This window comes from Methanothrix sp., from assembly GCA_029907715.1.
Lineage (GTDB): Archaea > Halobacteriota > Methanosarcinia > Methanotrichales > Methanotrichaceae > Methanothrix_B.
In genome coordinates, this window is the sequence record JARYLI010000013.1 from 25,047 (window position 1) to 45,555 (window position 20,509).

The window sequence follows — 20,509 nt, forward strand, 5'->3', positions numbered from 1 at the left end:
CGCAGCAGCGTGACGAATTTGCTGTGAATTGATGTAGAGCTCCTGCGACGCATGCTGGCCTCTTTTGAAATTACCATTCGCGTTCAATGACGCATTGGGGCGCTCGTAAAACGAAGGCTGCTTTTACAGCGGGATCGCTAGGCTCAAATTCCTGAAGCAGCCCTCACCGCCCATATCAAGGTCGCTTATGCATCCCAGCGTTTTCATGGTCGCTCTTATGCGCGTAGCAACTTGCAGAGCATGCAATGTGGTCGCTGAAAGCATTCATTCGTCGAAACGAACGCATAGCATGACCCCTGCTCCTTTGGGCAAGTCATCAAATGGATAAGAGCGTTCATGGTTTCGGGCGCGAATCGAAGTTTCATGCTGCCTTTTACAGCAAATCTGGTGCACTGCTCAATCCATTACACAGGCGTTAGCCATTGCCTTAACATGCCTGTGTGAGTGATGGATCTGTTTACAGCAACTGCAGACTCGATGTACTGTCGCGCATTCGAAAGTCATATTTAAGATGCGGTATACATGTGATTGATGGCAAGGCTCTCGCCACTCATGGAGCAGTACTTCCGCATAAAGGAGCAGTGTCCAGATGCCCTGCTCCTCTTCAGGATGGGTGATTTTTATGAGACGTTCGGTGAGGATGCCATTACCGCGTCCAGAACGCTGAACATAACCCTCACATCGAGGCAGAGGGACGACGAGGGGAACAGGATCCCGCTCGCGGGCATACCATATCACTCACTTGACGTCTACCTGTCAAGGCTCGTTAATGCAGGCCACAAGGTGGCTATATGCGAGCAGGTCGAGGATCCGAAGCATGCGAAGGGGATCGTGAGGAGGGAGATCACCAGGATAGTCACCCCCGGGACCGTGATAGAGCCTGCGCTGCTCCAGGAGAAGAGCAACAACTACCTCGCAGCTGTTCTTCCGGAGAACGGGCTCGCGGGGCTTGCGCTTCTCGACCTCTCAACAGGCGATTTCATAGCATCTGAGGTTTCAGTGGAGCGGCTGAGATCCGAATTGGCCAGGTTCTCCCCGGCGGAGTGTCTGGCCCCGCCTGGCACATCTCTGGATGGCATGAGGGTGCAGCATCTCGATGTTGATCTTTTCTCGATGAATGATGCATCTGTGGGCGGGATTCTTGGCGATCTTTATGACAGAAATCCACTTTGCGCCCGCGCTGCCTGCGCGATAATCTCCTATCTGCGCGAGACCAGAATCCGCTCTTTGGACCACATCAAGCCGATCCGGATGGTATCATCCTCTGAGTACATGCTTCTCGATGATATAACGCTGAGAAACCTGGAGATATTCAGGAACCTCAGGGATGGGTCCAGGAGTGGCACGCTCATGGAGATCCTGGACGAGACGGTCACGCCAATGGGCTCCAGGACCCTCGCGAGGTGGCTCCAGATGCCATCGATGTCTCTGGAGGTGATTCGCAGAAGGCAGGATGCGGTTGAGGAGATGGTGAGAAGAGCGGTGATCAGAGAGGAGATCTCGGAGCTTCTCGAGGGCCTCAGCGACCTGGAGAGGATCATCGGGCGCGTCTCGCTTGGGAGTGCAGGGCCAAAGGATCTCATGGCGCTGCGGGCATCGCTCCGCCGGATCCCTGAGATCTCACAGGCGATGAGCGGTCTGGAGTCAGATTATCTCGCTGATATCAGAAAGAGGCTGGATTTGAATGAACTCGGTGATCTGGTGGGTCTGCTTGAAAGGGCGCTCTCAGATGACCCTCCATCCTCTCCAAAGGATGGTGGAGTGATAAGGGACGGATACAGCCCCGAGCTGGACGAGCTGCGCGCAGCGCTGAGAAGCGGGAGGAGCTGGATCGCAGAGCTCGAATCCTCTGAGAGGAAGAGGACGGGGATAAAGTCTCTGAAGGTCGGTTACAACAACGTCTTCGGTTACTACATAGAGGTCACAAAGCCGAATCTTCCAATGGTCCCAGGAGACTACGTAAGAAAGCAGACGCTCTCCAGTGCGGAGCGCTTCGTGACCCAGGAGCTGAAGGAGATGGAGAGCAGAGTGCTCTCAGCTCAGGAGCGATCTTCAGCGCTCGAGTATGAGCTCTTTATCGATCTGCGGCGGCAGGTCGCATCCAGGACGAGAGCCGTGCAGGAGGTTGCAGCTGCTATAGGCGAGCTGGACACGATTCTGGGATTGACGAAGGCTGCCCTCCGAGGGGCGATGGTGAGGCCCCTAGTCGATGCCGGCAGGGAGATGGTGCTCCGCAACTCCAGGCATCCTGTTCTCGATAGAGCCATGAAGGGCAGCTTCGTCCCGAACGACCTCACGATGGATGAGAGCAGCTGGTTCATGATACTGACCGGCCCTAACATGGCCGGCAAGTCGACATTTATGCGTCAGGTCGCTCTGATAGTGATAATGGCGCAGATCGGCTCGTTCGTTCCAGCATCATATGCGAAGATAGGCCTGGTCGACAGGATCTTCACGAGGGTCGGCGCGAGGGACGATCTAGTCTCCGGGCGATCCACATTCATGGTGGAGATGAGCGAGCTTGCGAACATACTGGTCTCGGCCACTGAGGGCAGCCTGATACTGCTCGATGAGATCGGCAGGGGAACGAGCACCTTCGACGGACTGAGCATAGCATGGGCGGTTTCAGAGTACATACACTCCAGAATAAGGGCAAAGACGATCTTTGCGACACATTACCACCAGCTTACGCAGCTCAATCTTCCCGGAATTGTGAACTGCAGCATGGCGGTGAAGGAGGAGGGGAAATCGATAACGTTCCTGAGAACGGTTGTGCCAGGTGCGACAAACAAGAGCTACGGCATACATGTCGCCAGGCTTGCAGGAGTGCCAGAGCAGGTGATCCGGAGAGCTGAGGAGCTTCTTGATATTATAGAGGAGCAGGCAGCCATAGAGATCAGGAAGTGCAGATCGGGGGATAGACCAAAGAGGTACACCCAGCTCATATTCTTCAGCCAGCCCGAGACCCCGGACAGCGCCATACTCGAGGAGATAAGGAACCTCCAGCCTGAGAAGATAACACCGCTGCAGGCTCTGAATCTGCTTGTGGAATACAGAAGAAGGCTTGGCTGTAAGGATGTCCAGGATACACATACTCGATGAAGAGACTGTGAGCAGGATAGCTGCGGGGGAGGTGATAGAGCGTCCGGCATCTGTGGTCAAGGAGCTGATCGAGAACTCGATAGATGCTGGAGCCACAAGGATCTTCGTCGAGGTAAGAGACGGCGGGATCTCGCTCATAAAGGTTGTCGACGACGGCTGCGGGATCGAGCGTGATGATCTGCCACTCGCATTCCAGAGGCACGCCACGAGCAAGATCTCGACATCCGATGATCTTTTCAGGCTTACAACCCTCGGATTCCGCGGTGAGGCGCTCTCCTCGATAGCCAGTGTATCGAGATGCGTGGAGGTGCACACGAGGACCAGAAGCTCCGAGATGGGCACTTACCTCCGGCTGGAGAACGGAAGGGTTGCTGAGATAAGGGATGATGGATGCCCATACGGGACGAGCATGGAGGTCAGGGGACTTTTTGAGTGCATCCCCGCCAGGCTCAAGCATCTCTCAACCCCTTCCCAGGAGCTCGCGAGGATCGCAGAGCTTGTGACACAGATGGCCATAATACACCACAGGATATCATTTGAGCTGTCATCGGGCAGGAGGTCTCTTTTCAGATCGAACGCCTCAGAGACCTGGGATGATGCTCTGATCAGAGCATTCGGCCTCAGGACTGTGAAGGGCATGATCTCCATAATGGCAAAAGGGGATGGGTTCGATCTCCGTGGAATGATATCCTCCCCTGATAACTCCCGCCAGGCCTCTGAGTCTGTTCTCGTTTACGTGAACAGCCGGCCTGTGTACTCCAAAGCTGTCGTTCAGGCATTGAGGGATGCGTACAGGGGCTTCCTGCAGTCGGGCAGGAATCCTGTTGCTGTCATCTCGATCGAGATAGAACCATCATTGGTGGATGTGAATGTTCATCCCGCGAAGAGGGAGGTCAGGTTTCTCAGGGAGGGCGAGATATACGATGCTGTGAGGGATGCAGCGCTCAGCGCGCTGAGGTCCTCCGCTATACCTGCAGCCCCTCCCCCCAGGGTTGCAGAGCCGCAGCTCTGGAGCTCCAGACCCCAGATTCAGGAGACGCTTCCGCTGGAGGTGCAGACCGGGCAGAGGGTCTCGGAGCCGCTCATCAGGATTGTGGGTCAGGTTCTCGATCTCTACATCATCGTTGAGGATGACGATGGCATAATCCTCGTGGATCAGCATGCTGCAGCTGAGAGGATCCGATACGAGCATCTCCTCGAGAAATGCGAGAACGGTAGCATCTCTCAGGAGCTGATCCAGCCGGTCACCGTGGAGCTCTCCCCCGGGGAGGCGACATTGCTCGATTCGTTCTCCGCAAAGCTCAAGGAGATCGGATTTGAGATCGATCACTTCGGAGGGAGGGCGTACAGTGTCAGGTCCGTGCCAGCAGCTGTGGGCCTTGAGAGGCCGGAGGCGATTCGCGATGTTCTGAGGGAGATTCTGCATCTCGGCAGAGCGTGCAGGACATCCTTCAGGGATGAGGCTCTGAAGCTTCTGGCATGCAGGGGCTCGATAAAATCAGGGGAGAAGCTTAGTGAGAGTGCAATGCACAGGCTTCTTGCAGATCTCCTCGCATGCGACAATCCCAGGACATGCCCGCATGGAAGGCCTGTCGTTGTTCGGATATCCACTGAGAGCCTGGAGAAGATGTTCGGGAGGAGATGACTGGCGGGAGTCTGTGAAGTAAAGATCTCATGGAAATGCAGAATACAGGAGCTCTCATGCTTCAATGCAGGAGGAATCATGTGCGGGAACGATCTCAGGGCGCTTGCGCGCGAGATCATGAGATGCGAGAGGTGTGGGCTCTCTCAGGCGAGAAGAAACGCTGTTCCGGGGGAGGGGCCGGAGGATGCGAGGATCATGATGGTTGGCGAGGCGCCGGGCGCGGCCGAGGATCTCGCAGGGAGACCTTTTGTGGGTAGGGCCGGGGCTCTCCTGGACAGAGCTCTGGATCTCGCTGGATTGGATCGTGGTGAGATATTCATAACAAACGTCGTGAAGTGCAGGCCGCCCGGAAACAGGCGCCCCAGCGAGGGGGAGATCAGGGCGTGCATGCCGTATCTGAGAAAACAGATTGAGATAATCAGACCATCAGCTGTCTGCCTCCTCGGGAACGTTCCTGCAAAGGCGATCCTCGGAGTGCAGGGCGTGACAGCTCTCCGGGGAAGGGTATTCGATGATCTGTACCTGATCACATTCCACCCGGCTGCTGTTCTGAGAAATATGGACCGGATGGAGTCTTTCGTGTCCGATCTGACAAAGCTGAGGGAGATGAGATCTGTGAGTCATGCGCCAGAGCTGTGAACCATCCCCATGAGAGATGCGCTGGGAGCATCACGCTCCGTAAAAATAGTTGAGCCTAGATATTCAGATCCAGCACTCGGACAGGTATATAGCCGGTCTTTTCGGCCAGAGCCTGTCCGCGGGAGCTCAGCACGAAGTCTATGAATGCCTGTGCGCCCGGGGTGGGCCTGCCTAGGGTGTAGAAGTACAGCTTCCTTGCCAGCGGGTACTCTCCGGATTTGATGTTATCGACTGTGGGTTCCACCCCATCAAGCGCGACCCCCTTCACAGCACCATCTGCAGCGTAGCTGTACCCCAGATAGCCTATCGCCTTGTCGCTGCCCTTTATCGCGGTCTTCACCTCAGAGTTGTCCGCTGCCTCTGTCGATACTCCGGGAGTCTCCGCCTCCTTGGATCCCATTATGACCTCATTGAATGTATCCCGCGTGCCTGATCCCGCCCTCCTCGCTATGGCGTATATCTTCCTGTCAGGACCGCCGAGGTCCTTCCAGTTGCTGATCTCACCGGCATATATCATTCTGACCTGCTCTTTTGTGAGCGCCCTCACTCCAGCCTCATAAATCTGGGGGCTCACAGCTACGACTATGCCGTCGTATCCCACAAGTATTTCATTGAACTTTCTGTCAGCGGTCTCATACTTGCTTCTCTCAGTATCTGTTACTTCCCTGGATGCCATGGCGATATCCGATCTCCCCTCTCCCAGATCAGTTATTCCCACTCCAGTGCCACCGCCTGTGACAGTGACCCTGTAATCACTCTGTTCCGAGTTGAAGCTCTCAGCACATACAGATGCAAGAGGCAACACAGTGGTCGATCCTGATATGCGCACATCCGTGGCACTCAGCACAGGGCTGATGGATCCCATTACAAGCATTAAGGCTATTAATGCCAGCAATCTCATTTCGATCACCGATGGCAGAGAGAGCACGGCATTATATGTACTATGCCGAAATAGAAAACATATCCTGACTTATGTCTATATTACGATTATAATGTATATACCCTGGGAGCAGAGCCCGATTATCTCTTGTGTGAGCTGGGATCCGGGGAGATCATGTGATGGCCGAAAAGGTTCCAAGAGCGCCGTAGCGTTCACTGCGCAGCCGTTCTAAGCGCGTTTTTCTTCACGAATATGCTCGGTGTGGAGGTCACATTGATAAAAGTCCTTGTGACACCCTCAGGGTAAACCACGGTGAACCTGGAGACCGGCGCGCTCAGGGGTTTTGCGTCGTAGAGGTAGTACCCGTCAAGGTACGTGCCAGCATTCTCGACGACGAGCATTGCTGTAGATGGTTTGGCCTTCACTGTTTTTACATTCTGGTAGCTTGAGAAAAGCCTGATCAGCTCCGGCTCTATATGCCTGCACCCCAGGGCAAGCACATACAGCCGCGCGAAGGGCTCCAGCGTGTAATTCACCTGAAGCCTCAGATCGTCGCCATCGGGGATCATGGTCACGTCCTTCACCTCTATGTAGCTCAGTCCAGCGGAGGCATACGATAGCAAAAACACCGATGCTACAATCAGTACGATATACCTCACATCAACCACCTCAGCCGGGCCTGCTCTGCCCGAAGAGTGCTGGCAGAATGCCAAGCAGGACGAATGTTGCTATCATCAGGAGAAGAAAGACCACAAAAACAAGCTGCTGCCGCCTCTGGGCCGATCGGTACTTCGATTCGCAGAGCTCATCACAGAATGTGCTATCGGCCTCAATGGCATTGCCACATATTATGCAGTGTTTGTGGGGTGAAAGCTTGTTCAACCACACCACCATGGGATGTGCTTTAGTCGAAACACAATATAGATAAGATTTGCGCGTGATCTGCTCCCTGCCATGATGGCTGTGGGCCCATATAATCCCATCCGGAAAACGCCATACTTCGTGGGTTCGGATCACTGAATCTCCATAGGGGTATAACGGGAATCTGTCGCCCGATGCTAACTCCGGTGCATCATCCTGCGGTAACCTCTGTCTGACCGGCAACCCTCGCAACGGGCTCATGTACCGCATCTGGGTTGTCTTGAGGTCATCGTCAGATCATGTCAGTGATCTCCCACAAGGACCTATCAATGCGGCATGTTGTCCCCCTATCGCACCGGCACTCAAAGCGACATCATGCCATGCTCATGCCAGCCCTCGTTAAAGGGACTATTTTATGTTAGGTTTATCACTTATAAATATATCGTTGCCCGTGTGGGACCTGTCCGAATAAGATAAAAACCATAACTGAGCATAAAATTGGTTCACTGAAATTTAGAGAGGGTGATGCATAAAGCACTCTGATTTCTGCTATATCCAGCTTACCTCTCTTCAGCAGAAACAAGGTGCCTTTAGAAGTTCGCTCTTATCCATCTGATAACTTGGCCCAAAGAGGCACCAGTCACACTATGCGTTCCTTCCCAGTGCTTCATAACAAAATGTTTTAACCATTGCGTCGATCTATCCAGACTATGGGTAGAAAGAGAGTTCATGAAGTGAGTTTGAAAGAAGGCGAACGAGATGATCTTGAGAGCTTCATCAGGAAGGGTAAAGCCTCAGCGAGGAGTCTGATGTGTGCGAGGATACTGCTTCTTGCGAATGAGGGTAGGAGTGACAAAGAGACAGTAGATGTGCTGAAGGTTTGCAGGCTGGCAACGAACATGCTCAATACGTTGAGCTAAATTGCCATCTCGACGGATCTCTGGATGAACGACTCTGCCATAGCAGCTTCACTTGATCTGTAACTCAAGCACGCTCACCATATTGAGCAAATACCTGGCAACAGGAACGAAATGCAATCCGCGCAACTGTACGGTGGAAGTTCAGCAAAGATAACGCCAGAGCAAAACTCAAACGACACTACAATACGGTTAAAAATTAATGTTACTGAACACTAGGGGATGTTTCTCAAGGATGCGGTGGGTATATCTTGTATGATAGCAGAAGAACGTCCATGGTAACACTTACAATAGATAAGAATGATCTGCGGGATGCCAAAACCGAGGTCTCCAACCTGGCAGGTGCGTTCTTTGCAGGCACAAGCCCTCTGATCCGGCCTTTCATGGACATGCTTGAGTCGATAGTTCCAGCAGACCAGCAGGGAAGAGGGACCAGCTATCTGATCAGCGCCCTCAGATACCACATAAGATCGATACGGGCAGATGAGAACGGTATAAGGGTTGAGAGCGAGATCGGCTCTGTGGATATACCACGCGCGGTGCTGGAGGAGCGGATCGAGGAGAGGTATCCGTCGTTCGGTCATGACTCTCTGAACCTCCCGGGGCTGCTCTTCCTGCAGAGCGGTCCGGCGGTCTACGCTGCGAGTGTGAGCAAGCTGCGAAAGATGCACAGGATCGTGATTCCTGAGGGGAGACGAACGCAGCGATACATATTTCATGTGATTGTGAGATCTCTGGAGGCAGATCAGGATGTGATAAAGATAGAGATAGATATGCAGAGACTGCCTCAGATAGGCAGGCCGGAGGAATCGGCGAACCAGGCATGAATGCTGCAGAACCGAAATTCGGTGCACTAAGGCCATAACATTTCAGATGCTCAGCAGGCAGCCTGCACAGCATACTGTTGCTGTTAGCAGAAATTGAAGAAAGCCTGCGCGGGGTCGAGTACCACTGCACAGAATTCATGACCCCATCTGCTGGTTCCGGCAGGGCACGCTTACATCGCCCACGCAGCTTAAAGGGATTTGAATATAAATGATGAAAATGAATGTGAATGCTGACCTCCATATACACTCAAAGTACTCAGCTGCCACATCTGAGATGATGGATCTGGACACCATCGCAGCTGAGGCGCGCAGAAAGGGTATACACGTCGTTGGCACTGGCGATGCCCTCCACCCGGAATGGCTTGAAAATCTCAGGAGGCTTCCGGAGAGGGATGGGATTCTCTGGCATAACAGCATGACAGGATTCGTCGTGACGGCTGAGGTCGAAGATTCAGAGGGTGTCCACCATCTGATTCTCATCCCCGATCTCTCAAAGGCTGAGGAGCTGAGGGAGATCTTCCGGAAGAGCTCGAGCAACATAGACACGGACGGCAGGCCAAGGGTTCTCCTGAACGGAGCCGAGATCGCGGATGTGTGCCTCGAGGCGGATTGCATCATCGGGCCGAGCCACGCGTTCACACCATGGACAGGGATATTCGCGCATCACAGGTCCCTAAAAGAATGTTACAGGGATAGAGTTGAGGATATCTCATTCATAGAGCTCGGCCTCAGCGCAGACTCCGACTACGCAGATCGCATCAGCGAGCTGAGGGACAGGACGTTTTTGTCGAATTCAGATGGCCACTCTCCCTGGTCGAACAAGCTCGGAAGGGAGTTCAACCAGTTTGATCTCAGGGAGATCAGCTTTAAGGAGATCAGGCTTGCGATAGAGCGCAGATCCGGACGCAGACCTCTTCTCAACGTCGGCTTCTACCCTGAGGAGGGGAAGTACAACAGAACCGCATGCACCAGATGCTACAGGCAGTACACCATTCAGGAGATGGACGAGCTGCAGGGACGGTGCGGATGCGGCGGATTGATCAAGCTCGGTGTCAGGGACAGGGTCGAGATTCTGGCAGATCTGCCGCATCCAGTGCATCCGGATCACAGGCCTCCGTACATCCACATAATCCCGCTCGCTGAGATTATCGCGATGGCTCTCGGCCACAAGAGTGTGTTCACGGCAGGCGTGAGAAAGATATGGAGCGATCTGGTCTCTGAGAGGACTGAGATAGATGTGCTCCTGCACACGGATATCTCTGAGCTGAACACAGACGAAAGGGTCGCAAGGGCGATAGGGGCGTTCAGATCAGGAGATGTGGTGGTGACCCCGGGAGGGGGCGGAAGGTACGGAAGGATCTCCCTCCCTCCGCCGGGTACCCGATCCAGAAGGGCACCATCCCAGAGATCGCTTCTGGACTTCTAGTTGCTGCAGCATCGCACAGGCGCAGTTCTGTTCATCGCATACACCCAGTGCCCATCGAATCCGCCTGCAGCCCTGACGAAGATCTCCCTGCTGAGGGCATCTCTCAGATCCAGCCGCAGGGTTATCGCGAGAGACTCCCCGGCTTCAAGCACATACAGCCTCCATCTGATCAGATCGTTCCTGATATCCGGCTCGGGATACGCGCCCAGAACCCTCGATCCATTCGGGATCGCAGCTGTGATGTACACAGGGGACAGATCCCTGATCCCGTCGTTATGTATCTTCACAGTGAGACGGATGATCTCAGATCTCTCCATGTACATATCCGTGGAGATGCTGATGTGCGGCGTTCCATATCTGTACGAGTCAGGCAGACTGATGCTTCTCCGCACAGTGTAGTTTCCAATGTAGATATCGCTCAGATGCGAATCCATGAAATGTGTATCTGTGAATGCCATCCCGGAGAAGTTCACGCTCGTCTCGAGTCCCCTTGCTCTGAGCACAGTATCCTTCTCAATCCTGGATCCCGAGTACTCCTCACGTATGCTCTGCACACCTCTGATCCAGGCGCCTGAACGCCATCTCGAGCTGTTGCCATCCGCTCTGACGATCTCTTTGATTGATCCGCAGCTCATCATTCCCTCTGAGAGGTATCTGCCTGAGCCGGAAGTGTGGAACTGCAGCGCTCCGTAGCTCCGGCCTGATACGAGCGTTCCGTTTCCGAGGTGAGAATGAACGTAGCTCCCGTATTCCCCGTGCTCCTCGAACCTCACCGATACGTTCGAGCTCCCAGAGTTATGATCATATGCTCTGAGCACTCCTGTGGTGTTCGAGATCTTCTCCGCCAGAATGCCGCCTGATCCGGTGAGATCTCTCTCAATGGAGACCACAGTGCCGTTGGAATCTGCAGCTGCGTCGATGCTGCTGATCTCCCGCTCCGCCCTGGCGAACGCCCTCACGCCTCCATGAGTGGCCCTGTTCGAGATCTCAAAGAGGTCGCTCCACGGAGAATCGAATGCAACGGATCTCCTGTAGACCTCGCCTTCGTACCTGCCGCCCTCCGCTGCCTGAGATCTCGATATCCTGATGGATCGATTTTCTGTGCTCATAGACATTCCCTCCTGCGAGCGGAGGGATCCACTGCCGTATCCCCTCATGTGAAGCTCAGCTCCATTCTCAGCCTCTATCCGCACTGTGACGCAGTCGCCTGCGGAGATGTTCCCGGAGAAAGCCTGGACACAGTTGCGCAGCGCTGTGCCCTCGAAGCCAGACGTGCACTCCCTGTATGTCCGGATGAAACCCTGCCCCTCAACTCTACCGGCCATGTCGAAGTACATCTCGCTCCTCGGAAGAATCCCGCTGATTCTTATCACAGCGCACTCCCCCGCGCGTAGATGGTTTATATGCCAGAGGCCATCAGGTCCGGGTGCAGGATCCGCGTTCTGGATCACAAATCTTGGATCCGGGATCTCCTTCACAGTGATGTCCCTGAGATCTGCATCAGACGGGTTGCAAACCCTGATCTCATACTCCACAGTCTCGCCGCGCATGCACTCTGTGCATGATGGCCGCTTTGTGACCGAGATCTCTTTTCTTGGAAGATGAACATATGTGTGCACATCTGCAGATACCGGCGGCGACTCTGAGCTCTCCAGGATGAATGTTGCTTTCGTCACCCCATCTCCCTCCACAAGAGCTGTGATGCGTATTACCCGCTCTTCGCCAGGCATGAGCCCGGAGCTCTCCGACCATACGAGATCTTCACCGGAGGCGATCGGCATGGGGATGGCGCTGATGATGTGAACGCTGGAAGGGAACAAAGCTCTGAGAGTTACATTCGTCGCCTTCGCGGCTCCCCTATTTCTGTAGCTGACCGTGTAGCTCACAGCCTCACCACTCCTGACGCGTTCGGGAGATCCTGTCGCACTCAGGGAGATCTCTGGAGCGATCAGGACGGTTCGCGCGGATACATTCTCATCATGCCCCTCGAACGAGATTGTGAATAAGGTTTCCACAGCGGTTCCGTTTGCAGCCCTTCCAGCTCTGGTGACGATTCTTATGGTGCCCTCATCTCCGGGATGAATCACATCCGGCAGTGCACACCCTGACCAGATCCCCCCGTCCGGGGCGCACGGCATCGGGCTCGACGATATGAACACAAGAAGCGGATCGTATCTCGCCTTGAGAACAGCACCCCTGATGTCCCTCTCACCGATGTTCCTCCAGCGAACTGTGTAGTTCACGAAACCGCATGCATTCTCCGGAGCATCCACGCTCAGGTACGATGACCCGACGATGAACTCTGACGATGCAGACGCGGTGTAGTTACGCCCTCCGCTCTCAGCGCTTGACCATGTGAGTGCCGACTCTGAGATGGATCGGCCGTCTGAGAGTGCCACGATATCGTACTCCAGCGATGCGCTCTCGCCTGGCCCGAGCCTGCCTATCCGCCATAAAAGGGAGCCATCACCCATCTCAAGATCTCCTCTTTCAGGGGAGATTCTCACGCTCTCCGGCATCATCCTGACTCCTTGCGGAATGATCTCCCTCAGAACCACATTCCAGGCGTCGCATTTGCTCTCCGGTGAGTGATCGATCCTCACCGAGCACCTCAACATGCTGCCCCTCTCCAGGCTCCGCCGAGCCGGCGTCTTCGTCACCGTCAGCTCTGGCTTGGAGATCTCCACCGGCCCTGTTGCCACAGAGATGGATCTTCTGGCATCATTCGAGAGCCAGCTCAGCTCCAGGACCGCCCCGGGCGCAAGATCATCGATGATCGCATGCACGGAGAGATCAACATGCATGGCCTGCACATCCCCGAGGTACCAGCAGATCCGATCACTGCGGACGATCTCCTCCAGCGGATTGAAACTCATCCTGATATCACTGTGCTTCAATCCCCGAAGGCTCAGATTCATCCATGCATCTCTGAGATTAGGCAGATCACCGTAAAAGCGAATCATGAGATCCTCCCCAAAGCTCCTCCTCACGGGCCCATCTGGCTCGCATCTCATGCTCAAATTCTCAACAGCGACATAGGCCTCTGCGGTTTTGTTGTAGCAGTCGAGATCGTTCCAGAGCCCGGACCTCTCGTTCGGGTCATCGCCCTCCCTGCTCGACCAGTAAAGCCTCGCAGCACCTCCCACACTGCCTGTGGTCTCCGCCAGAATTGTGTATGTGACGGTAACGGATTCCCCCCTCTCGAGCCTCTGAATGGACCACACCAGATCTCTGCCCATCTGCTCGAATCCCATCGGCCGGCTCGTGTTGATCCCGAGAATCCTTGCACCCTCCGGGATGGTATCCACGAGGATGAGATCATAGGCATCGGATCTGCTGTTACCATCATGATAGATTGAGAGCGTGAACCTCACCTCATCACCCACGATTGCATATGACGAGGCATGCTTCTCCAGGGAGAGCGATGGCTCCACGACCTCTATGCTTCCTGCCTTGCTGTCTGTTCTCTGCCTCGATGAGCCGTCAGGGTTCTTCCACGTGATCCTGGCTGCTCCTGGTGTCAGTATGACACCGTTTCTGTTCTCCCTGCGGTTCGCGACGATCACTGTGTACCAGATGTCCATATCAACATCGTCTGCGTTGTTCAGATCGCCGAAGGAGAGAACAAGCGTGTTGCTGTCAGGAGATGGTGGCTGGATGTCATTTGGAACGAAACCGCTGGTCTTCAGGCTCGATGGATCGCAGGTTGTGCCAGATGGCAGGGTATCCGTGACGACAACCTCCCTGAGAACGGCCCTGGGGAGGTTCAGGTGGATCTTGTACGTCACGGAATCTCCGATGGCACAGCTCCTGTTCGTATCGGGCGTCTTGGATATGCTAACGTCTCCTGATACCGTGAGCTTCGCAGATGCGGTTTCATCATAATTATTGAGAGGCGTTCCGCCACCCCACCTCTCATTGGGGTCTTCTCCAGGCAGGCTCGTCCACGAGACAGAGGCTCCGGTGCTCAGGCTCTCCCCGGATACGACAGTGTTTCCCACCCTTAGAACAAGTCTCAGATTTTCAGACGTCTTGCTGGGGATTCTGTAGCAGGTCCATTCCACGCTTCCTCCGTTAACATCATGCTCAAGATCCGCGCTCAGCACCTCGAGCCCATCAGCAATCGTCACTATCAGATGGACATCATACGCATCACAGCCTCTGTTGCTCAGCATCACCACCTGCTCCACGATATCCCCTGCCTGAACCTTCGTTTTGTTCGAGCTGATGGTGATCTTTATGTCTGGCTCTCTGATGGTGACCGGCGTGGTGGTGTTTGTGGAAAAGAGCGCCCCTCTCGAGTCCTTCCAGGTGGCCTCAACTCTGTTCAGAAGCACAGTGCCATCCTGGTTGGTCATGATGTTTCGGACAACAGCATGGACCCTAAATACAATCTCTTTCTTCCCTCCGTCTCCAAGATTCCACAGCAGGGTTCCACTGTCCGGACGCGTTGGCGCGGGAATGTCACCATCCCATTTGAGGTAGTTGAGACCTGCAGGGAGAAGATCCTTGATCTGCAGCTCGTGGACATCATCGGGCAGCTCAAGCCTCACAGTGAAGATGACCACATCGCCTATCGTTCTGTTCGAATCCGGCTCCACACTGACCGTCAGCTCAGTGCTGATTCCGAGAGGTTCGTATAAATCCGGAGCTATACTGTCAACTGTATAAACTGATGAGGTATTCCCGATCGAAGATCCTGGAGATGCCTGCAGCGAAATACAGATACAGGCTGCTGCGATGATGATAGTAATTATATGAATAGTCTTAAACCATGCACAGAGGTACAGGCATAAATTATTAAAAATTAATTTTTTAAATAATGTTTTATTTCCATGTCTGGTTCTGTACACATACATGCAGTCTCCTCACCTCCGGATTTGCATCATCCGCCGCGATCCCGGCAGATTTTCGGTTTTCAGATAATTATATCACACATACATTATGAAATTAGACTCCTGTCTGAAGAAAACTGGCGTCGACCAGCATTTAACACTTTCCAAACACTGTAAACATTAACTGATAATTTTTATAATGTTATCTGACAAATGATGCCCGATCCACAGAAGATTGCCGTGGTTGTTTTACATTTGGAGACCAAACCTCAAGGGAGCCCTGTGTCCGGGGCATCGTGCAGGGATGTTCACCAGATATCGATCTCCAGCCTGGTCCGCGTGAAAACCATGCGAACCGCGGAAGGCAAAATGTTCGCGAGGTCATTTTGAGCTTGGCCCATCCAGCTGATTCAAAGGATGGCGGATATGTATGGGTCGTCACATCAATGAGTTCAGGCACATGCGAGGTTGTGGGATACATCATTCTGGGAGACGCTGATCACTGGCAGTCTGTTCTGCTATTAGACCCCTCATATCATTAGATGAATCAAGCCCGGAACCTCAGATGAGGAGACAAATCAAGATATGGAGCTTGCGAAATGCATGTTGAATTCGCTGAGGGGGCATGCATGAGTCCATCGAAAGGCTGATATCCCTAGTCATATTCGAGGATATCGATGCTGAAAATAGGGTACGCATCTCTGAAGAGCCCGGTGGCCATGATATGCCACGGAAACGCATGCCCGCCGGATGTGGGGCTTGCAGTCCTTGAGGGTGTGGAGGAGAGAGACGATATCGATGCTCTCGTCAGAGATGCAGGTGTGCCGGCTGTGCTGTCTTTCAGATCAGCATCACCCGACAGGCTCCTGGAGGTCTCAAGAACAGCGTCCAGGATGCATGCGATCCTGGAGATCGATCTCTCTGATGAGGATTCCATAGATCTCATAAGAGCATGCGGCATGATCAGGCTGATCAAATCCGCTGGGGCTGCAACCTCGCTCCGCGTTTCGCCGGATGCTGTGAGCCCGAAATCGAATCCTGGAGCGATTAAGAGCCTGAAGTCTGCAGGTCTCGATCTGATTCATCTCGATCTCAGAGGCTGTGATGGATCTGCGACCTCGGTTCTGAGGAGCGTATCAGATGCCAGAGGACCGGGGATAATGGCTCTCTCCGAGGTGAGATCATTCGAAGAGGCGAAGCGCCTTCTCTCCATGGGCGCGGATGTGATCTCGCTCAGGGAAACTGCAGAAGAGGATTTTGCGAGATGGCTCTCCACCGCACTCAGGAAGTTTGAGGATATCACAGGATGGTACAACGCCCCGAAGCACATATGCGCCGGCGGCGACCTTCGGGGACTTGCATTCTGCTGCCCACCGGTCAAGCCATGCCCTGTCCACGGCGCCCTTAAAAGGCTTGGAATAACGCCAGATGAGTTCGTGAGAAGGAAGCTCGAGCTTGCAAGAGGGACTCCCCTCGAAAAGGGCGAAGGAACGTGCTTTGGGAGCCTGATATGGTGCTGCAAGATAACAAAACCATGCTACATGAGGGATGCGGCTCTGAGAAGGGCGGGTCTGACGCCGAAGGAGTACATGATTCTGAAGAGAAGAGTCGCTGAGGGACTGATGCGTTGAATGCCCAGCGGGCTGCAATACCTGCTGTTAAATCCCGCTGGAGATGATGCCTGATATGAAGGATCCTGACAGGATCGCCCAGATGGCCCAGATGGCCATGCTGCTGGAGCTCTCCTCGAGCCCCAAGCCAGGAAACGTGGACAGGTGTCACGATTATGAGGACGTGAGCTTCAGCCACTTTGTAGCGAGCGCTGTTCTCTCATATCCATCATTCAGGAGGGCAGCATCTGGAGCATCGGATATCGGCAGACTCATTCTGGACACGGTCTCCGAATGGCGTGAGTGGGGGCTGAGGGGCAACACACACTTCGGGGAGATATCCCTTCTCATACCGCTCGCATCTGCAGCATCCAGGCCTGGGCCGCTCAGATCCGAGATCATCAGAGTTGTGGATTCAACCAGTGTGGAGGACTCAATCTGTTTTTACAGAGCGTTCGAGCTTGCAGGTGCCAGGGCGGCTGATGTGAAGGAGATGAGCCTGAAAGATCCAGGGGCAGCTGACGAAATCGCAGCGAGGGGCATGCGGCTGATAGATCTGATGCGCATATCCCAGGGGCACGATCTTATTGCGAGGGAATGGGCCACTGGATTTTCGAGGAGCTTCGAGCTCGCAGATGTTCTGTGTGAGGTGGTTCCAAGTCACGGGCTGAACAGAGGTGTTGTTCTAACCTACATCACCGCGCTCTCAGAAGAGCCGGACACCCTTGTGGCGTCCAAATTTGGAATCGATGTTGCTCTTGAGGTCTCCAGGATGGCAGGCGCGGCTCTCAGATCCCCGGATGTCATCTCGAGCGCCATGGAGATGGACAGGGAGCTGATCTCGAGGGACATCAACCCAGGCTCCACAGCTGACCTGATAGCATCATCTTTATTTATCGCGCTGATGAGGGGACTGAGGTTCTGAGGAGATATAACAGATGGATGCAGATGATATTCTTGATGAGCTTGGCATACTTCCAGGCATAAATGAGGTCATAGTCACAACAGAGCGTGATGGTGTGCCGAATGCAGCCCCAATCGGGATAATAAGAGGAGAGAGCGTGATGGTCCGTCTCTTTCTCGGGACGCACACATACGAGAACGTCCTCGCCACCGGCCAGCTTGTGGCAAACGTCACTCACGATCCGATGATATTCGTCGAGGCTGCGATGTCAGACCTCGGAGAGGAGTGCTTCTGCAGGAGGGACGGTGTTCTAACTTTAAAGGATGCCGAGTCATGGGCGCTTTTCCGGTGCAGCCCGTACAGGACAGATATAATAATGCCGGAGCTCGAGTTTGTCAGGGGAGAGGTCATCAAAAAGGAGTTCCGCGCCATCAACCGCGGCGTATCATGCGTGATCGAGGCTGCGATCGCCGCCACGAGGTACAACGCGCTCCGCGTCGAGTCCTACCTCGAGGAGATAAGAAAGCTCAAGAGAATCGTGCAGAGATGTGGTGGGCCGAGGGAGATCGCGGCCATGAAGCGGCTCGAGGAGCATCTTTCTGCCTCGTATCCATGATCTGAGCATCTCCAGAAGTGCAGGAGATTTGAGAAAGCTCATCCAGTTGATTCAGAAGAACGCTCATGACACAGGGTCACCCATGTGGATGAAATGGTCTGGGGCCTAATTTATGCATAAGTTGATATGATATCGCATGCCACATAAAATCATCTATGAAGTGCGATATATCCATTAGCTTTTATAGTATTCCGCATAAGTTGACATAATATTATATGTTAGATAAAATAATCTATGAAGTGTGACATATCCAGTAGCTTTTAAATGGATTTACATGAAGTGACGCAAAGGACTACAGTACCAAAAAGATGCACAGATATCAAAAGGTTCAGCTCGATACAGATCTCCGATGGTTCGGAGATCTGCAAAAATGTGGAAGGGCTGGGCTCAGTCGAAGTCCTCGCCCATTCCGCTGGGCTCCTTCTCCTTGCCCTCCTTGCCCGCGCCTGTCGACTTGGAGGCGATCACGTCATCTATCCTCAGGATCATCACAGCTGCCTCTGCGGCTGAGCTGATCGCCTGTGTCTTGACCCTGAGGGGCTCAACGACGCCGCGCTCCAGCATATCGACAGCCTCGCCGGTCTCCATGTCGAGACCTGCTGCCTTCATGCCCTTCTCGTGCTTGCTTCTCAGGGCAACCAGAGTGTCGATCTGATCGAGACCGGCGTTCTCGGCGAGCGTCTTCGGTATGATCTCCATCGCCTCGGCGAACGCCTCTATGGCGAGCTGTTCTCTCCCGCCAACAGTGGCAGCATACTCCCTGAGCCTGAGCGCGAGCTCTACCTCAGGCGCTCCACCGCCGGGCACAAGCATGCCATCCTCTACGACCACGCCCACTACGCGGAGCGCATCCTCCATGGCCCTGTTGAGCTCATCGACCACGTGCTCGGTGCCACCGCGGAGGATTATGGACACAGACTTCGGATTCTCGCACTCCTCGACGAAGGTCATGTCGTCTCCGGCGATCTTCCTCTCCTCGACAAGTCCTGCCTTGCCGAGATCGTTTGGAGTCAGCTCATGCAGGCTTGTCACGATCCTGGCGCCGGTCGCGCGGGCCAGCTTCTCCATGTCGCTCTTCTTCACCCTGCGGAGAGTGTAGATGCCAGCCTTCGCCAGGAAGTGCTGCGCCAGATCATCTATGCCCTTCTGGCAGAAGACGACATTTGCCCCTGTGGAGACAATCTTGTTGACCATCTCCTTGAGCATCGCCTCCTCCTGATCCAGGAAGGCCTGGAGCTGATCAGGCGAGGTGATCTCGATCTTCGCGTCGACCTCGGTCTTCTCGATCTCTATCGGCGCGTTGAGCAGCGCTATTCTGGCATCCTTCACCTTCTTCGGCATGTTGGGATGCAGGCGCTCCTTGTCGATCACCATACCATGGATCAGCTGGGAGTCGGTGATGCTGCCACCAACCTTCTTCTCAACGGTGATGTTGTCGATGTCCACGGAGCCGTCCTCGTCCACGATCGCCTTCACAGCCTTGACCGCAAGCTCTGCGAGCTCTCCCCTCGCGTTGCCGCTGCCCTTGCCGGTCATTGCTGTGATCGCGATCTTCTTCAGGAGCTCTTCATCGTCAGGCGATACCTTTACCGCGAGATCCTTCAGGATCTCGATGGCCTTCGTCGCAGCGTCCCTGTAGCCGGTGGCTATGACGGTCGGGTGGATCTCCTGCTCGAGAAGCAGCTCGGCCTGCTTCAGAAGCTCGCCAGCCAGGACAACAGCCGTTGTGGTGCCGTCGCCTACCTCCTCATCCTGAGTCTTGGCGATCTCCACCATCATCTTGGCGGCCGGATGCTCGATATCCATCTCCTTGAGAATCGTAACGCCGTCGTTTGTTATGACCACATCTCCCAGGGTGTCCACAAGCATCTTATCCATGCCCTTGGGCCCAAGCGTGGTTCTGACGGCGCTGGCCACCGCCTTGGCCGCCATTATGTTCGACCTCTGCGCCTCCCGGCCAGCAGTCCGCTGGCTTCCCTCTTTGAGTATCAGTACAGGTGTTCCACCTAGTCCAGCCATTCCGACACCTCTCCTTACAGCGGGGATGTAAGTGTTTTGAAGTTCTATATAAATATTTCGCAAGCGCGGGGACGCTGTTTTAGTCCCGAAACCTTTGGCCGCATATGCTTGACGTTTTGAGAGATGATCCCATTGGCCATCGGTTAAGGATTTTATGTAAATATAGTGATCATGAAATTTGACAAATTGAGATCTCCCCATAGTGGAGAGTTTGATTCAAATCGACCG

General features: G+C 54.2%; 13 protein-coding genes and 1 pseudogene. 9 read left to right on the forward strand and 5 right to left on the reverse strand.

Features of this window, described 5'->3' with window-relative positions; all coding sequences use genetic code 11:
• The first annotated feature begins 531 nt into the window (after positions 1 to 531).
• From mutS to QHG98_07920, 3 genes are all read left to right on the forward strand, one after another.
• Positions 532 to 3,102 carry a DNA mismatch repair protein MutS gene (mutS, locus tag QHG98_07910; protein MDH7597641.1) on the forward strand — a complete coding sequence of 857 codons (2,571 nt, stop codon included), beginning with the start codon at positions 532 to 534 and terminating at the stop codon, positions 3,100 to 3,102.
• Positions 3,065 to 4,747, forward strand: coding sequence for a DNA mismatch repair endonuclease MutL (mutL, locus tag QHG98_07915; protein MDH7597642.1), 1,683 nt, complete (start codon positions 3,065 to 3,067; stop codon positions 4,745 to 4,747). The genes mutS and mutL overlap by 38 nt, the downstream gene beginning before the upstream one ends.
• A gap of 78 nt (positions 4,748 to 4,825) precedes the next feature.
• The gene (locus QHG98_07920; protein ID MDH7597643.1) at positions 4,826 to 5,386 is read left to right on the forward strand and encodes a uracil-DNA glycosylase; all 561 of its coding nucleotides are present in this window, start codon (positions 4,826 to 4,828) and stop codon (positions 5,384 to 5,386) included.
• A gap of 55 nt (positions 5,387 to 5,441) precedes the next feature.
• On the opposite strand, the gene QHG98_07925 is transcribed toward QHG98_07920, so the two are convergent.
• The 3 genes from QHG98_07925 to QHG98_07935 form a co-directional block, all read right to left on the reverse strand.
• A complete protein-coding gene (locus tag QHG98_07925; GenBank protein ID MDH7597644.1) occupies positions 5,442 to 6,287 on the reverse strand; it encodes a phosphate ABC transporter substrate-binding protein in 846 nt (281 codons plus the stop codon).
• A gap of 191 nt (positions 6,288 to 6,478) precedes the next feature.
• Positions 6,479 to 6,925, reverse strand: a complete 447-nt coding sequence (locus QHG98_07930) for a hypothetical protein (protein ID MDH7597645.1) — start codon at positions 6,923 to 6,925, stop codon at positions 6,479 to 6,481.
• Between the two features lie 10 nt (positions 6,926 to 6,935).
• On the reverse strand, positions 6,936 to 7,148 hold the full coding sequence (locus tag QHG98_07935; GenBank protein ID MDH7597646.1) for a DUF2116 family Zn-ribbon domain-containing protein: 213 nt from the start codon (positions 7,146 to 7,148) through the stop codon (positions 6,936 to 6,938).
• A 689-nt stretch (positions 7,149 to 7,837) separates the two neighbouring features.
• On the opposite strand from QHG98_07935, the pseudogene QHG98_07940 reads away from it, so the two are divergent.
• From QHG98_07940 to QHG98_07950, 3 genes and pseudogenes are all read left to right on the forward strand, one after another.
• Positions 7,838 to 8,014: pseudogene (locus QHG98_07940) on the forward strand (IS630 family transposase).
• A gap of 305 nt (positions 8,015 to 8,319) precedes the next feature.
• Positions 8,320 to 8,871, forward strand: coding sequence for a hypothetical protein (locus QHG98_07945; protein ID MDH7597647.1), 552 nt, complete (start codon positions 8,320 to 8,322; stop codon positions 8,869 to 8,871).
• A gap of 217 nt (positions 8,872 to 9,088) precedes the next feature.
• Positions 9,089 to 10,297, forward strand: a complete 1,209-nt coding sequence (locus tag QHG98_07950; GenBank protein MDH7597648.1) for a TIGR00375 family protein — start codon at positions 9,089 to 9,091, stop codon at positions 10,295 to 10,297.
• Here the strand turns inward: QHG98_07950 and QHG98_07955 are convergent.
• Positions 10,294 to 14,898 (reverse strand): hypothetical protein, encoded by a 4,605-nt coding sequence (locus QHG98_07955; GenBank protein ID MDH7597649.1) that lies wholly within the window; start codon positions 14,896 to 14,898, stop codon positions 10,294 to 10,296. The two genes, QHG98_07950 and QHG98_07955, sit on opposite strands and share 4 nt — an antisense overlap.
• Positions 14,899 to 15,809: 911 nt before the next feature.
• On the opposite strand from QHG98_07955, the gene QHG98_07960 reads away from it, so the two are divergent.
• Genes QHG98_07960 through QHG98_07970 form a run of 3 tightly spaced genes read left to right on the forward strand, consistent with a single transcriptional unit; the run spans position 15,810 to position 18,262 of the window.
• Positions 15,810 to 16,763, forward strand: coding sequence for a methanogenesis marker 9 domain-containing protein (locus tag QHG98_07960; GenBank protein MDH7597650.1), 954 nt, complete (start codon positions 15,810 to 15,812; stop codon positions 16,761 to 16,763).
• Between the two features lie 46 nt (positions 16,764 to 16,809).
• Positions 16,810 to 17,667, forward strand: a complete 858-nt coding sequence (locus QHG98_07965) for a triphosphoribosyl-dephospho-CoA synthase (protein MDH7597651.1) — start codon at positions 16,810 to 16,812, stop codon at positions 17,665 to 17,667.
• Between the two features lie 13 nt (positions 17,668 to 17,680).
• Positions 17,681 to 18,262: a DUF447 family protein gene (locus QHG98_07970; protein MDH7597652.1), complete on the forward strand. Its 582-nt coding sequence runs from the start codon at positions 17,681 to 17,683 to the stop codon at positions 18,260 to 18,262.
• Positions 18,263 to 18,649: 387 nt separating this feature from the next.
• Here the strand turns inward: QHG98_07970 and thsA are convergent, their stop codons facing one another.
• Positions 18,650 to 20,281, reverse strand: coding sequence for a thermosome subunit alpha (gene thsA, locus QHG98_07975; protein ID MDH7597653.1), 1,632 nt, complete (start codon positions 20,279 to 20,281; stop codon positions 18,650 to 18,652).
• Positions 20,282 to 20,509 lie beyond the last annotated feature (228 nt).

Excerpts from the sequence above, each read along its gene's own strand:
- QHG98_07925 (MDH7597644.1), bottom strand. The coding sequence starts at position 6,287 with ATGAGATTGCTGGCATTAATAGCCTTAATGCTTGTAATGGGATCCATC.
- thsA (MDH7597653.1), bottom strand. The coding sequence starts at position 20,281 with ATGGCTGGACTAGGTGGAACACCTGTACTGATACTCAAAGAGGGAAGC.
- QHG98_07970 (MDH7597652.1), top strand. The coding sequence starts at position 17,681 with ATGGATGCAGATGATATTCTTGATGAGCTTGGCATACTTCCAGGCATA.
- QHG98_07945 (MDH7597647.1), top strand. The coding sequence starts at position 8,320 with ATGGTAACACTTACAATAGATAAGAATGATCTGCGGGATGCCAAAACC.
- QHG98_07960 (MDH7597650.1), top strand. The coding sequence starts at position 15,810 with ATGCTGAAAATAGGGTACGCATCTCTGAAGAGCCCGGTGGCCATGATA.
- QHG98_07965 (MDH7597651.1), top strand. The coding sequence starts at position 16,810 with ATGCCTGATATGAAGGATCCTGACAGGATCGCCCAGATGGCCCAGATG.
- mutS (MDH7597641.1), top strand. The coding sequence starts at position 532 with ATGGCAAGGCTCTCGCCACTCATGGAGCAGTACTTCCGCATAAAGGAG.
- QHG98_07920 (MDH7597643.1), top strand. The coding sequence starts at position 4,826 with ATGTGCGGGAACGATCTCAGGGCGCTTGCGCGCGAGATCATGAGATGC.
- QHG98_07950 (MDH7597648.1), top strand. The coding sequence starts at position 9,089 with ATGAATGTGAATGCTGACCTCCATATACACTCAAAGTACTCAGCTGCC.